The 14,503-nt window shown below is 38.8% G+C and carries 10 protein-coding genes and 2 pseudogenes; 10 read left to right on the plus strand and 2 right to left on the minus strand.

Annotated elements, in window-relative coordinates; all coding sequences use genetic code 11:
- The first annotated feature begins 285 nt into the window (after positions 1–285).
- From spoVK to glnA, 5 genes are all read left to right on the plus strand, one after another.
- A complete protein-coding gene (gene spoVK, locus MKZ03_RS08295; RefSeq protein ID WP_307499656.1) occupies positions 286–1,245 on the plus strand; it encodes a stage V sporulation protein K in 960 nt (319 codons plus the stop codon).
- A 121-nt stretch (positions 1,246–1,366) separates the two neighbouring features.
- Positions 1,367–2,629: a GTPase HflX gene (hflX, locus tag MKZ03_RS08300; RefSeq protein WP_307499657.1), complete on the plus strand. Its 1,263-nt coding sequence runs from the start codon at positions 1,367–1,369 to the stop codon at positions 2,627–2,629.
- An 18-nt stretch (positions 2,630–2,647) separates the two neighbouring features.
- Positions 2,648–3,928, plus strand: coding sequence for a methionine gamma-lyase family protein (locus MKZ03_RS08305; RefSeq protein WP_341031513.1), 1,281 nt, complete (start codon positions 2,648–2,650; stop codon positions 3,926–3,928).
- A 90-nt stretch (positions 3,929–4,018) separates the two neighbouring features.
- Positions 4,019–4,429 carry a MerR family transcriptional regulator gene (locus tag MKZ03_RS08310; RefSeq protein ID WP_034662120.1) on the plus strand — a complete coding sequence of 137 codons (411 nt, stop codon included), beginning with the start codon at positions 4,019–4,021 and terminating at the stop codon, positions 4,427–4,429.
- A gap of 59 nt (positions 4,430–4,488) precedes the next feature.
- Positions 4,489–5,823 (plus strand): type I glutamate--ammonia ligase, encoded by a 1,335-nt coding sequence (gene glnA, locus MKZ03_RS08315; RefSeq protein ID WP_060596374.1) that lies wholly within the window; start codon positions 4,489–4,491, stop codon positions 5,821–5,823.
- 678 nt (positions 5,824–6,501) lie between these two features.
- Here glnA and MKZ03_RS08320 read toward each other — a convergent pair.
- Positions 6,502–7,380 carry a LysR family transcriptional regulator gene (locus MKZ03_RS08320; RefSeq protein WP_189293825.1) on the minus strand — a complete coding sequence of 293 codons (879 nt, stop codon included), beginning with the start codon at positions 7,378–7,380 and terminating at the stop codon, positions 6,502–6,504.
- 201 nt (positions 7,381–7,581) lie between these two features.
- On the opposite strand from MKZ03_RS08320, the gene MKZ03_RS08325 reads away from it, so the two are divergent.
- The 5 genes and pseudogenes from MKZ03_RS08325 (at position 7,582) to MKZ03_RS08345 (ending at position 13,869) form a co-directional block, all read left to right on the plus strand.
- On the plus strand, positions 7,582–9,915 hold the full coding sequence (locus tag MKZ03_RS08325) for a molybdopterin-containing oxidoreductase family protein (protein ID WP_341031516.1): 2,334 nt from the start codon (positions 7,582–7,584) through the stop codon (positions 9,913–9,915).
- Between the two features lie 238 nt (positions 9,916–10,153).
- Positions 10,154–11,335 carry an MFS transporter gene (locus MKZ03_RS08330; protein ID WP_307499661.1) on the plus strand — a complete coding sequence of 394 codons (1,182 nt, stop codon included), beginning with the start codon at positions 10,154–10,156 and terminating at the stop codon, positions 11,333–11,335.
- A gap of 70 nt (positions 11,336–11,405) precedes the next feature.
- Positions 11,406–11,682: pseudogene (locus MKZ03_RS08335) on the plus strand (ArsR/SmtB family transcription factor).
- Positions 11,683–12,046: 364 nt separating this feature from the next.
- The gene (locus tag MKZ03_RS08340) at positions 12,047–13,195 is read left to right on the plus strand and encodes an MFS transporter (protein WP_307500660.1); all 1,149 of its coding nucleotides are present in this window, start codon (positions 12,047–12,049) and stop codon (positions 13,193–13,195) included.
- A gap of 200 nt (positions 13,196–13,395) precedes the next feature.
- Positions 13,396–13,869, plus strand: a complete 474-nt coding sequence (locus MKZ03_RS08345) for an antitoxin YezG family protein (protein ID WP_099725746.1) — start codon at positions 13,396–13,398, stop codon at positions 13,867–13,869.
- Positions 13,870–14,106: 237 nt separating this feature from the next.
- Here the strand turns inward: MKZ03_RS08345 and MKZ03_RS08350 are convergent.
- Positions 14,107–14,493: pseudogene (locus tag MKZ03_RS08350) on the minus strand (macro domain-containing protein); the annotation flags it as partial.
- Positions 14,494–14,503 lie beyond the last annotated feature (10 nt).

Consider the following 14,503-nt stretch of genomic DNA (forward strand, 5'->3'; position numbering starts at 1 on the left):
AGAAGAATTGCCTGTACAATATGCGGAAATCATTGAGACTCTTTTCTGCACAATTTGTGATGAGAAAGCTACATTTTTCTAAGAAAAAACAAATTGTTGGTTTGTCCGCCTAAATGGGATGAATACAATGGAAATAGCACATCATTTCCTGGGAAACCGCAGAAATCCCTACAATATTCGGTATCTCGGGTCATTTTGACAGCAAACTTGGGCTTAAGCGGGCGATTGTCACGATTACAGCTCCACCCGAATAGAATAAAGAGAGAAGAGCGAGAGGTGAATACGTTGGAGCGAGCTGTCACATATAAAAACAACGGCCAAATCAATATTATACTTAACGGACAAAAGCAAGTATTGGTTGATGCAGATTCAGAGGCAGAATACCTAGAAGCCTTGCAGAAAAATGAGGCAAAACACAGCATCTTACGGGAAATAGAGCGTGAAATGAACAGCCTTGTCGGTATGGATGAAATGAAACGAAACATAAAAGAGATTTATGCTTGGATCTTTGTCAATCAAAAAAGGCAGGAACAAGGGTTAAAGGTAGGCAAACAAGCGCTTCATATGATGTTCAAAGGGAATCCAGGCACAGGGAAAACAACGGTTGCAAGGCTTGTCGGGAAGCTTTTCTTTGAAATGAATGTCCTCTCAAAGGGGCACTTAATTGAAGCGGAACGCGGAGATCTTGTCGGAGAGTACATTGGTCATACTGCGCAAAAAACAAGGGAGTTAATTAAAAAATCACTAGGCGGCATTTTGTTCATCGACGAAGCTTATTCTCTTGCCCGCGGAGGCGAAAAGGATTTTGGGAAAGAAGCGATTGATACCCTAGTAAAACATATGGAGGACAAACAGCATGAATTCATTCTCATTCTTGCTGGCTACTCTAAGGAAATGGATCATTTTCTATCATTAAACCCCGGCCTGCAATCAAGATTTCCAATTAATATCAGCTTTCCTGATTATACCGTCGATCAGCTCATGGACATTGCCAAACGAATGATGGCTGACAGAGAATATATATTTACCCAAGAAGCTGAATGGAAGCTGCGAGATTACTTAATGCACATTAAAAGCACCACGAGTCCTGCAAAATTCAGCAACGGCCGCTTTGTGCGAAACACGATTGAAAAGGCCATTCGAACCCAAGCGATGAGACTCCTGCTTGTGGATCATTATGATAAAAAAGATTTGCTCACGATTAAAAGTCACGATCTGCAAATGAAAGAGGATACGCCTTCTTAAAATGGCGTATCCTTTTTATAAAGAGATACTAAAATAAACCATCCGAATAGTGGTATACGTGTGATGTGTTTGGTATGATGGTACTACTGAAAACTTAAGTACAGAAAGGAAACAACTGACGTTGAATGAACATGAAATGACAGAAAAAGCGATCCTTGTCGGCTGTCAATTGCCGCATGTCACGGATGAACGCTTTCAATACTCAATGGAAGAATTAGCTTCCTTAACCAAAACAGCTGGCGGTGAAGCTGTCAGCGTGATGACGCAAAAGAGAAATAGACAAGACAGCGCAACATATATCGGTAAAGGCAAAGTAGAAGAGCTTGAAGTGCTTTGCGAGGAATTCGAATGTGATGTCATTATTTTTAACGATGAACTGTCTCCAAGTCAGCTGAAAGCTTTGGCAACTGCCTTAGATGTGAAAATTATTGATCGTACACAATTGATTTTAGACATCTTTGCAAAAAGGGCTCGTACAAGAGAGGGGAAGCTGCAAATAGAGCTTGCCCAGCTTCAGTATGCCTTGCCAAGACTAAGCGGACAAGGGATCAGCCTCTCAAGACAAGGAGGCGGAATTGGCGCAAGAGGTCCAGGTGAAACAAAACTTGAAACAGATAGACGCCATATTCGAAACCGTATTCACGAAATTAATGGGCAATTATCTACAGTCAAAGAACACCGTACAAGATACCGGGAACGCCGGAAGAAAAATGGGGTGTTCCAAATTGCCATTGTCGGATATACGAATGCTGGAAAATCTACTTTGTTTAATCAATTAACAGAAGCAGATAGTCATGAAGAGGATCTGCTGTTTGCGACACTTGATCCAATGACACGTAAGATGACATTAGCATCTGGCTACAGTGTGCTGATTTCAGATACTGTTGGCTTTATCCAAGACCTTCCAACAACACTGATTGCGGCATTTCGTTCCACTCTTGAAGAAGTGAAGGAAGCTGATTATTTGCTTCACGTCATCGATTCTTCTAATGAGGATTACGAAGGTCACGAACGGACGGTTCATGAGCTTTTAGAGGAATTAGAAGCAGATCGTATTCCGATGCTGACGGTTTATAACAAAGAAGATCAAATCAGACCAGATTTCATCCCATCTTCAAAGCATCGTCATCTGTTAATCAGTGCGAGACGCGAAGAAGATGTGAAACGGTTAAAAGCGGATATCATGGCTGAACTGAAAAAAACCTTTTTAAAGCCATATCATGTGAAGATTCCAGCGTATGAAGGAAAGCTCATCTCCGCATTAAAATCAGAAACGCTCGTGGAATCACTAGAATTTCAAAAAGAAGCAGAACTTTATGACATCACCGGGTTTAGTGGTGAGGAGCAGACCATTTTAGGTCAAATCAAGAAGTATATGTTGTAAGAAAGGAATTAAATCAAGATGTTTCATACATTAAAACACGGCAGTATTTTAGAAAAAGTAGCAGCAGAAACAGAACAAGACATTTTACACGTGCATCAGCAAATTGATCAAAAGAGCGAACAAAATGAGTGGCGGGTGCTTGAAAGCTACCGAAAGCATAAAGTCAGTGACTCTCACTTTAACCCGACAACTGGATATGGCTATGATGATATGGGAAGAGACACGTTAGAAAAGATCTACGCAGATGTCTTCGGAGGAGAAAGCGGCCTTGTGCGTCCGCAGATCATTTCCGGCACACATGCGATTTCCATTGCGTTATTTGGTGTGCTGAGACCTGGCGATGAATTGATCTATATGACAGGAAAACCATACGATACGCTAGAAGAAATTGTAGGGATCCGCGGCAAAGAAGGGACAGGCTCATTAAAAGATTTCCAGATTGATTACAAGGCCATTGATTTAAGGCAAGATGGATCCGTCGATTATGACAAAGTAAAAGAGTCGATCTCCTCGAAAACAAAAGTCATCGGCATTCAGCGTTCGAAAGGCTATGCTTCAAGACCCTCCTTTACAATAGAAGAAATCGAGCAAATGATTTCATTTGTAAAAGAGATCAATGAAGAAATCATTGTGTTTGTGGACAACTGTTATGGTGAATTAACTGAATTACAAGAGCCATGTCATGTGGGAGCGGATCTTATGGCAGGTTCCCTTATTAAAAATCCAGGCGGTGGGCTTGCCAAAACAGGCGGCTACATCGTTGGAAAAGAAAAATGGGTAGAAGCTTGCTCTTATCGAATGACATCTCCGGGCATCGGCAGTGAAGCGGGTGCCTCGCTGTATTCGCTTCAGGAAATGTATCAAGGATTTTTCTTAGCACCGCATGTTGTGGGGCAAAGCTTAAAGGGTGCAGTGTTCACGGCTCGTTTTCTTGAGAAGCTCGGATTCCAAACTTACCCAGCGTGGAATGCGAAAAGAACGGATTTGATTCAATCCGTCGAATTTGGCGATCCTAAAAAGATGATTGCATTCTGCCAGGCGATTCAATATGCATCTCCGATCAACAGTCACGTCACACCGCATGCGAGCTATATGCCGGGCTACGAGGATGATGTCATCATGGCAGCGGGCACCTTCGTCCAAGGAGCTAGCATCGAATTGTCAGCCGATGGACCGATCAGACCGCCTTATACAGCCTACGTTCAAGGCGGACTCACGTATGCCCATGTGAAAAATGCGATTTGCAGTGCTGTAGATGCCTTATTGGAACAAGGTTTTATCGACATACCTGCTCAATAAAAAATCCATGTTAATATTCCTAACATAGTGTTGACACATAATATAACATGACATATAATAAATTTAAGCAAAGAGGAGGAGACAGTTGAGATGAGTGATAACATTCGCCGCTCAATGCCTTTATTCCCAATTGGGATTGTCATGCAGCTAACAGAATTATCTGCAAGGCAAATTCGCTATTATGAGGAAAATGGGTTAGTATTTCCAGCAAGAAGTGATGGGAATCGCCGATTATTTTCTTTCCATGATGTTGATAAATTACTAGAAATTAAAAACCTCATCGAACAAGGTGTAAACATGGCAGGAATCAAAAAACTTTTTGCCAAAGCTGAGGCAGAAAATCCAGCGTCTGACACAAAGACCGAGGAGAAAACCACAGCCAAGCACAACTTGACAGATGATGAACTCAGGAAGCTACTGAAGAAGGAACTCATTCAGGCTGGACGTTTCCAACAAGGAACGACCTTTAGGCAGGGGGATATGTCAAGGTTCTTCCGTTAACGAATTAGCAAAAGCATTGCTATACAATTTTACCTTTTGTAGGGGAGGAGTTTTACGAAATGGCAAAATACACAAGAGAAGATATCGTAAAATTAGTAAATGAGGAAAACGTAAAGTACATTCGTCTGCAATTTACAGACATTCTCGGAACGATTAAAAATGTTGAAATTCCTGTGAGCCAGTTAGAAAAAGCTCTCGATAACAAATGTATGTTTGACGGTTCATCTATTGAAGGCTTCGTACGTATTGAAGAATCAGATATGTATCTATACCCAGATCTCAACACATTTGTTATTTTCCCTTGGACAGCAGAAAAAGGTAAAGTTGCACGCTTTATTTGTGACATTTACAAGCCGGACGGGACGCCATTTGATGGAGACCCACGTAATAACTTAAAGCGTGTCTTAAAGGAAATGGAAGAACTAGGATTTAGTGATTTCAACCTTGGACCTGAGCCAGAATTCTTCTTATTTAAATTAGATGAAAAAGGCGAGCCAACGCTTGAACTAAACGATAAAGGTGGATACTTTGACCTTGCACCAACAGATCTAGGCGAAAACTGCCGCCGTGATATCGTGCTTGAGCTTGAAGAAATGGGCTTTGAAATTGAAGCATCTCACCACGAAGTAGCACCTGGACAGCATGAAATTGATTTCAAATATGCTGGCGCTATCCGTTCTTGTGATGACATTCAAACGTTCAAACTCGTTGTCAAAACGATTGCGAGAAAGCACGGTCTTCATGCGACATTCATGCCAAAACCATTGTTCGGTGTAAACGGTTCTGGTATGCACTGTAACCTATCATTATTCAAAAATGGCAAAAACGCATTCTTTGATGAAAAAGCAGATTTACAATTAAGCGAGACTGCTAGACACTTTATCGCAGGTATCGTCAAGCACGCAACAAGCTTTACAGCGGTCACAAACCCAACGGTTAACTCTTACAAGCGTCTTGTACCTGGTTATGAAGCACCTTGCTACGTGGCATGGAGTGCACAAAACCGCAGCCCATTGATCCGTATCCCTGCATCACGCGGCATTAGTACACGTGTAGAAGTGCGCAGCGTAGACCCATCTGCAAACCCATACCTTGCACTAAGCGTATTACTTGCAGCAGGTCTTGACGGAATCAAAAATAAACTAGACGCACCAGCACCAATCGACAGAAACATTTATGTCATGGACAAAGAAGAGCGCCTTGAAAACGGCATCTCTGACCTACCTGCAACACTTGCAGAAGCACTTGAGCTGCTGAAATCAAACGAAGTCATGATCAACGCACTAGGCGATCACCTATTCGAACACTTCATCGAATCAAAAGAAATCGAATGGGATATGTTCCGAACCCAAGTTCACCCATGGGAACGCGATCAGTATATGTCTCAGTATTAATAGAGAAAACCCCTTGGAACCACTGGTTTCAGGGGTTTTTTGTTTTTGTGGGTGTTTCTTATATTTTAAAATAAAACAGGCATCACCCACAATTCACCCACAAAAAAATGATGAAAAAATCACTCCATGATCTTGGAGATATACTCTTCATATTTATTCATTGAATCCTGTAAATTTTTTGATGATATGAGATAAATATCAGATGTTACCCGAATGCTTCTTCACCAGGTTTTCTTTGGAAATAGTGATTTATTTATGGTTCGATTCTTCAAATCAATATCTTTTCTTTGAAGGGCAGCAGAGAAAGAGAATCTAGGGAATTTTGAGTTAGAAAATGTAAATGATAGTTTCCTTGAAATTAAACTTCATGATGCTGAATTTTACTCAAACAGAGACGGTCAACCTATAATTTATGTAGCTACTGCAGTAAGCTTGCCTGTCCAATCAAAAAATAGCAAAGAACCCTTACTGAAGTAGGTAAGGGGTAGCTGGTTATATAATAAGTGTTGGTTTTTTATATGCTGTAGGTTGTCCAAGTTGCTTGCCTTTTCCATAAAATGAACAGAAAGTTCTAAGTTGTCTAACACAGTGAAATAGAACAATATCAGAAATAAGGAAAAAGGTCACTTATTTAGGTACTATATTATAAATTTTTTCTTGAAAAATATTGAGCGACATTTAAACATCTTTGTTAGCAAAAAGCGTAAGAGCTGTTTGAATAAAGGCATCTGTTGCTTTTGATATATCTTTCATATCTAGCACTGCTATATTGATATCTCTGAACGTATCTGGTTTTAATTCACGAAAAACGACTTGGTCTGGCAGCGACCAAATATTTTTTTTAGTTGTAATGGTTATTCCTAACCCTTCTTGTATCATACTTAATCCTGTCTCTATATACTCCATTTCAAACCGAACTTTAGGAGTCAAGTTATACTTTTTAAATAAATCATGAACCTGTACCTCATAACCCCCTTTTCCCATTAGTATATCTTCACCTTGTAAGTCGGGAATACCTATTGTTTCTTTCTGATATAAAGGATGGCTTGAATGCATAAGTACAATCAGTTGATCTTTCATTAAATGTACGGTATCAAAATCTTTATCAGGAGGAATAATAATGCCTACATCAATGCATTTAGAACGTAACCACTCTTTAACTTGACCTACACTCCCTTCTGAAAGTTTGATTTCTAGGCCGGGATATTGATTCTCCATTGCACGTATGATTTTAGGAACAAATCTAGTACAAGCAGTTCGGTAGGCTCCAATGTGTAACTTCCCAATCTCTAATCCTTGTTCAGCTGCAACTAATTCATCTACTTTTTGTAATTCACTCAGAATCTTTCTGAAAATAACTAATATACGCTCCCCTACATCTGTGAAAAACAACCCATTTTTCTTATCTCTTTCAATTAACTTTGTTCCTAGTTGCGATTCAATTGTTGCTACGGCTCGACTTACCGCCGGCTGTGTCATGTGTAATTCCTCACCAGCTTTTGTAAAACTTCCTGTTTCAGAAATTTGGACAATCAGTTGAATTTGTGATCTATTCATAGCTTTTTTGATATCTCCTATATGATTAATATGCATTTTAATTGTATTGAAACTTAATGTACCATAAAAGAAAATAGAACTTCAAGATATAATCCGAGACAATAAGTGAGGTTAATTATCCCATGTATGCTTCATCATTCGCCCGAAAAGATTCCTAGTTTTTTGACCAATGACTTCAATCTTAAAAAGGAGAGAAGGACGATGAGTACTAGTGAAAAAAGAAGAGCGGGATTTTGTTCGCAATGCGTTTCAAAATGTGGAGTTATATCCATTACAGAAAATGATCAGTTAGTAAAGGTGCTCCCGGATAAAAATCATCCGAATGGGGGAATCTGTCCAAAAGGAGCAGCAGCACCTCAAATCGTCAATCATCCTGATCGTATCCTTGTTCCTTTAAAGAGAACTAACCCAAAGGGACAAGACCCGATATGGGAAAAAATCACATGGGAAAAAGCCATCCAAACCATTGCAGATAAACTAAAACAGATTCGTTCTGAAACAGGGGCAGAAACTGTTTCTTACACTTTTCCAACGATTGGTGCAAGCGGAAGCTTTAGCTGGGGGCCATATTTGCAGCGCTTGATGAATCTATACGGCACCCCCAACTATATTTCTCATACCAATGTCTGCCAGTGGGCAAGGGACGAGGGGTCAAAATACACATATGGTGTTGGATTGCCTCAACCCGACTTTGAACATGCTAGCTTGATATTGATATGGGGACACAATCCAGCAGATACGAATCTTCAGACTTGGAAAAGGCTCATGGCAGCCAAAAAAAGAGGAAGTAAACTAGTAGTAATCGATCCACGCCGAACAACGACAGCTGCTGCGGCAGATTTATGGATTGCTCCGAATCATGGAACTGATATCGCTTTAATATTAGGGTGTCTTCAGTTTTTGATTGAGAACCATTCATATGATGAGCAATTTCTGCTCCACTGGACCAATGCCCCTTTCTTAGTGGATAAGCGAACGGGAAAATTCCTTCGCCCGGAACATCATCAGCCATATGAATTTTTAGCTCTTGATCAGAAACAGAAGCCATTTAAAATCGATACTCGGGAAGATCCCGAGACATGGTCAGAACATATTTTACTTTCAGGTGAATACGAAAATGAGAATGTTTCTTCAGAAACCGTCTTTTCTCAATTATTGAAACAAGTCTCTTCATTTACAATAGAACATGTAGAAAAAATAACGGGTATTCCAGCTGAGAAATTAACGGAACTTAAGGGTTTATTATGCCAAGAAAATCCGATCGCCTATTATTCATGGAATGGCTTAGAACAGCATGTAAATAGTTCATCAACCAATCGAGCATTATGTATCCTTTATAGTCTGACTGGTTGTTTTGATAAGCAAGGAGGGAATATTGTCCTCCCATCTTTACCAGTAAACTTAATAAAAGGTCAAGATTTATTACCACCTTCACAAGAGCAGAAGCGTCTAGGGTTAAATAAGAGACCTTTAGGTGCCCCAAAGATATCTGCTTCAGGGTATGATTTTGTTCATGCTGTATTAAACGAATCTCCGTATTCTATGAGAGGGTTATTAAGTTTTGGGGGTAATATGGTCACTCAAAACCCAGGAAGCGAGAATATGATAAAAGCCTTAAAAAAATTAGAATTTCATGTGCACGTTGACATGTTTCATAGTCCAATGACGCGGTTTGCAGATATTGTGTTACCTGCTGCACACGCATGGGAGTCCCCGAGTCTGTTAGCCGGTTTTGAGGGGAATTTACAAACGGCTCAACATATTCAATACAAACCTGCAATGTCAAAGGCTCCTGAGGAAGCTCGTCCTGATCTGCAAATAATCATGGATATAGCGTTAGAAATGGGTTATCAAGAAGAGTTTTGGAATGGAAATATTGAGGAAGCGTTTAATGACTATCTTGAACCAGTGAATGTAACATTAGACCAACTTCGATCTCATCCTGAAGGTCTGTCTGTGCCCCTAAAAATAAAATATTGTAAATATAGAGAAAAAATAAATAAAAGAGTCAAAGGCTTTTCTACCCCGACAAGAAAGCTGGAGATTTATTCCGAGTTTTTGTTAGAGCATGGGTATGATCCACTGCCCCAATTTGAAAAACCATTAACTGTTCCGCAATATCAGAATCAATCTAATGATTTTCCGTTAGTTCTTTCTTCATTTAAACTAAAAGGTTTTTGTCATAGCCAGCATCGTAATATTGCTAGACTAAGGAAAATGCATCCCGATCCTTTTGTTGAAATCCATCCCCAAACAGCTCAAGTGTATAGGCTAAATGAAGGTGAATGGATTCATTTAACCTCTCCTCATGGCAGGATGAAGGCAGTCGCTCGACTGACAGAAAGTATACCCGTGGGTACGGTATATACTCAAGCGGGCTGGTGGGATGAGTGTGATGAACTAGAATTAGCTGGATTTGATCCATTTTCAGTAGAAGGTTCAAATGTGAATCAATTAATAGGTACAGATGAGATCGACCCCATATCAGGTTCCGAACCATTAAAATCTTATCGATGCCAGATCCATAAGATTTGATAAATGCTTTTCCCTAATTGAAGAATAGAAAAAGTAAGCTTAAAAAGCTGATGACTCCTAACGTTGGAGGCTTCAGCTTTTTTCATCTGCATTACATAACAGCAGCTTACTTCTACACTGAAAACATCATATCAATTTTGTTATATATTATATGATTAATATGCATTTTATTTATGCTGTGACTTCATGTACCATTAAATAGGATTACGCATCAAGAAAAGTATCGGAGGTAACAAGTATGATCAATCGTAATAGATTATTTCTATTTGCACTTATATTAGCTGCATTTAATCTTAGGCCTGGTATAACTTCAGTTAGTCCAGTTTTGCACGGAATAACAAATGAATTAGGTATGAGTTCTGCTTCGGCTAGTCTACTTACATCTATTCCTTTATTATGTTTTGGTTTTTGTTCGTTATTCGCTGGTCGTCTAGCAAATCGCTATCAATCAGAGAAAACCATCACATTCTTTATCGCTTTTATAGGTATTGTAACGTTTTCGCGTGTCTTTACAAATTCGTCAGTCTATCTATTGATAACGGCTTTATTCATTGGCGCGGGAATTGGGATTGTAAGTCCTTTACTCTCTGGTTTCATTAAAAGTCACTTTCCGGAGAAGGCAGCATCCATGATAGGCATATATTCTACTTCAATGGTAGTTGGAGCATCCATTTCTATTGGGCTAACGACACCACTTCAACACTGGCTCAATAATTCATGGAAAAACGGATTAGCATTCTGGAGTATTCTTGCTCTAATCGCTGTTCCACTTTGGCTTATGGTCATTAAACATTCTCATACACATACAGCATCACAAAAGAGAAATGCCTCCTTGCCATTAAAAAATAAAAAGGCGTGGTTATTAACCTCTTTTGTAGGGCTTGTCACTCTTATGTTTTATTGTTTTGCAGCTTGGCTGCCAGCCATCGTAGAGGAAAAAGGATGGACGTCAGCATTTGGTGGTCTTGTAGGTACAATAGCTATGATTGCACAGTTGCCAGCTACTCTTTTATTGCCTAGTCTCTTGAGGGTGCTACCAAGTAGAAGACTTTGGATTACAATCTTTACCCTCAGTGTAATGACTGGATTATCCCTTTTATGTTTTACAAACGTGACACCTATTGTTGCAAGTATATGTTTAGGGGTTGGTAGTGGTGGTCTTGTCTCACTAACTTTATTATTACCGATAGATAAGGCATCGTCCCCTATGGAAGCAAGTACTTGGTCAGCAATGACTCAAGCAATTGGATATATGATTGGTGCAGTGGGCCCATTTATCATCGGCTTTCTTCATGATTGTCTAGGAAGCTTCGTTCCGACATTATATGTTCTTATACTTTTAGGTTTCATTGTTATGTTACTGGGATGGAAAATTACGAAGCCAGCTCATGCTAAAGAAGAGGGGTTATCTGTGAAATAAATCTATTCTTGTAACTGTAAGGTTAGCTTGTATTCATATGATGTATTTATTCAGAAAGGGGGTGATAATAATGGAGAATAACTCGAATTTACAGCAAGCGGTTAAAATATATAAAGCACTCGGTGAACCAACACGATTAAAAATTACTCGTTTGCTTGTTAATGAAGCAAATTTATGTTGTTCGGATATCGGGATAAGACTTGAATCAATTGCTGGATCAACTTTATCACATCACTTAAAACAGTTAACTGATTGTGGACTTCTTAGTACTCATAAAGAGCACATATGTATACTACATCTTAGACCGTGAGTTGATCAGAAAGTATGCTCCATATGTGATGACGTGATTTCTCTTTTTTTGTGTTTCTGAACTTACAGAGATATGCAAAAAAAGGTATAGTTTCACTTTTCTCGATTATGGCTGATTTGCTTGGTATGCTATCTTCGGTTTTTTATTGGGACTTCTAAGTCTATCTATTACTAGTACTTTAGAAAAAATCACTAAAGCAATCACCTATCGTTATCATAATCGTGTTAAATTCATGGTTTGTCAGTTTTTAAAACATTAAATAAAAAACTATAAAGGTCAATCTACCCACGTGTAAAGAGTAGCTCTTTCTCATTAATTTTTTAAACGTGCGGTTAGTTTTTGAACTTAAATCTATTGTTCTAGAAATATAGAAATAAAAGGTGTGAATTATTTTGTCAAATATGTGGAAAATTTATTTATTAGCTGCCATTAGTTTTCTTAATGGTACATCAGAATATGTGATTGCAGGAATCTTAGACAAAATTGCTGAGGGCAATCACATTTCAGTTTCATCTGCAGGACAGTTAATCACTGTGTTTTCAGTAGCTTTTGGTGCAGGGACACCCTTTCTAATTGCTATGTTTGCTCGAATGGACCGAAAAAAACTTCTTGTCTATGCTTTAACCGTTTTCTCTGTCATAAATATTCTTATTGCGATGATTACAGGATATGAAATGCTAATGGCAGCTAGAATAATCTCTGCCCTTAGTGCTGGTGTTATGCAAGTCACAGTTCTAACCCTTGCAGCAGTTTTAGCAGCTCCAGGAAAGCAAGGAGGTGCGATTGCTACAGTTATTATGGGACAAAGTTCTGCTTTGGTTGCAGGTGTACCTATAGGTAGAGTTGTGGCTTCACATTATGATTGGAATGTCATATTCATTGGACTTGGTGTAGTAGGATTACTTTTCTCTGTCTTAACTTTGTTCGCTATTCCAAAAACAGTCGCTGAAGAACCCGTACCTTTGCGTGAGCAGTTTAAATTTTTTATGAAACCACGTATCGCAGCTTACTTGCTTATCACTTTTCTATGGTTAGGTGCATATTCGGTTGTATTTACGTACATTTCGCCATATTTCCTAGACATTTTCGGAATGAGTAACCATGGGGTAACGACAGCTCTCTTTATATTTGGTATTGCTAGTGCTATTGGAGCCCAATTAGGAGGTTTTAGTACAGATAAGTGGGGAGCATTTCGGACATTAACTGGAGGAATGGTACTCCACGCTATTGCACTATTGTTATTCCCGTTTATCGGTCAATTTGCTTTTCTTTTCTATGTATTGCTTATTTTCTGGGCGCTTGCAGCTTGGTCTTCCGGTTCGCCAATACAATTTCAGCTAATAAGACTTGCTCCTGCTGCAGCAAGTATTGTGCTTAGTTTACACAGTGCTTTGGGACAACTTGGAATGGCAGGTGGAGCTGGTATCGGCGGTATTGCTGTAAAAAATGGTTTGTTGAATTATCTTCCTTGGATTGGGGCTTTTACCCTTGCTATTGCTGTCGTAGTCACTGTTGTTGACAACGTTCTATCTAAACGAAAAACAGTCTAAAGAAACTCAGAGCACTCTTTGTATAAAATAAAAATCTATTATCAAGTGGTTTGATTCAACTTCTACATGATGATGTCCAAACAGTCGCATCAAAAGGCAGCTCTGGAGGATAATTGGTTAAAAAACGATAAAGTGGATTAAAGTGTCAGACTCCTTATGGTATTCAAAAGGTTCGACAATGTGTATGGAGGTAAAAAGTAATGAATGAAGAAAAAATAGAACATTTATATAAAGAGATAGTTGATGTTGTAGTGGGAACAATACCAATTGAATGGGGAAAGGTGTATTTATATGGTGAGGTAGTTGAAGGTTCTCAAACTGTTTACTTTTATTTTTCATCTAAAGAAAATGAGGGTAAACTGGTATATAGTCATGAGATCACTGAACTTTTTGAAGTGAGTGAACATGAATACAAAGAAAGATGGCATCAATTAGTTGACTGTATCCAAGAACTTAAGAGAGAGTTTGAACAAAATGGTCAAGAACCTTGGACAAACTTCACAATGATATTTGATGAAACGGGGCATTTTAATATAGAATTTAATTATGATGACCTTTTGAATACAAACCCTCATGAAAGAAAAACTATTTGGAAATATAATCATCTAGGTATTATACCTAAAAGTAATTCTGGTAAAAAACATTTAGAAAAATACCTCTCTACATTGGAGTAACTTTTTGAGATGTTATAAAATTCGTTTTGATAGATTAAAGAAATAAAGACTAGAGAACATATTGAGAGCATCATTCCAAGCAGAAATGGTGCTCTTATTCAACACTTAGCAACAAAATAAAAATCAATACATATGGAATCAACTGTGTATTGATTAGCATGTCAAAGAAACCGATTCACGAAAGCAAAAATATCGAAAAACACAATATTCTTTTCTAATTAAATCTTTCTTTTCACTTTATCTAAACCAATAAACCGTCACTTCACAATCACCCAATACCTCTTCAATCATGTCTTCAACAATCGTCCAATCGCCGCCCGCCAGTCCGCAGCCTATCCCGTAAGGAATGGCGATGGAAGTTCGGTTTTTCTCTTCATGTGAATGGGTTACTGTGTCTTTTAGGCTTTGTAAGCAGCTGCGTAAGGCATCGTAATCAGTTTGCATTCTTTTTCTTCCGTATCCAGTTTGAGCAAATAAGTTGGCAATTGTTTTTCCGTCATTAGTTGTGATGAGTTGAACGGAGCTTAACAAGTCATCTCCTTGTTCTGTACATAATTGTTTATACTCTTTGTATACATTGGGGTATTTGCTTTTGATTTGTTTGGCTAATCCAGCGCCCATGACCCCTTTACAG

Origin of the sequence: Bacillus sp. FSL R5-0431, assembly GCF_038002985.1 — a bacterium.
Lineage (GTDB): Bacteria > Bacillota > Bacilli > Bacillales > Bacillaceae > Bacillus.

Excerpts from the sequence above, each read along its gene's own strand:
- MKZ03_RS08305 (WP_341031513.1), top strand. The coding sequence starts at position 2,648 with ATGTTTCATACATTAAAACACGGCAGTATTTTAGAAAAAGTAGCAGCA.
- MKZ03_RS08310 (WP_034662120.1), top strand. The coding sequence starts at position 4,019 with ATGAGTGATAACATTCGCCGCTCAATGCCTTTATTCCCAATTGGGATT.
- glnA (WP_060596374.1), top strand. The coding sequence starts at position 4,489 with ATGGCAAAATACACAAGAGAAGATATCGTAAAATTAGTAAATGAGGAA.
- MKZ03_RS08320 (WP_189293825.1), bottom strand. The coding sequence starts at position 7,380 with ATGAATAGATCACAAATTCAACTGATTGTCCAAATTTCTGAAACAGGA.
- MKZ03_RS08325 (WP_341031516.1), top strand. The coding sequence starts at position 7,582 with ATGAGTACTAGTGAAAAAAGAAGAGCGGGATTTTGTTCGCAATGCGTT.
- MKZ03_RS08330 (WP_307499661.1), top strand. The coding sequence starts at position 10,154 with ATGATCAATCGTAATAGATTATTTCTATTTGCACTTATATTAGCTGCA.
- MKZ03_RS08340 (WP_307500660.1), top strand. The coding sequence starts at position 12,047 with ATGTGGAAAATTTATTTATTAGCTGCCATTAGTTTTCTTAATGGTACA.
- MKZ03_RS08345 (WP_099725746.1), top strand. The coding sequence starts at position 13,396 with ATGAATGAAGAAAAAATAGAACATTTATATAAAGAGATAGTTGATGTT.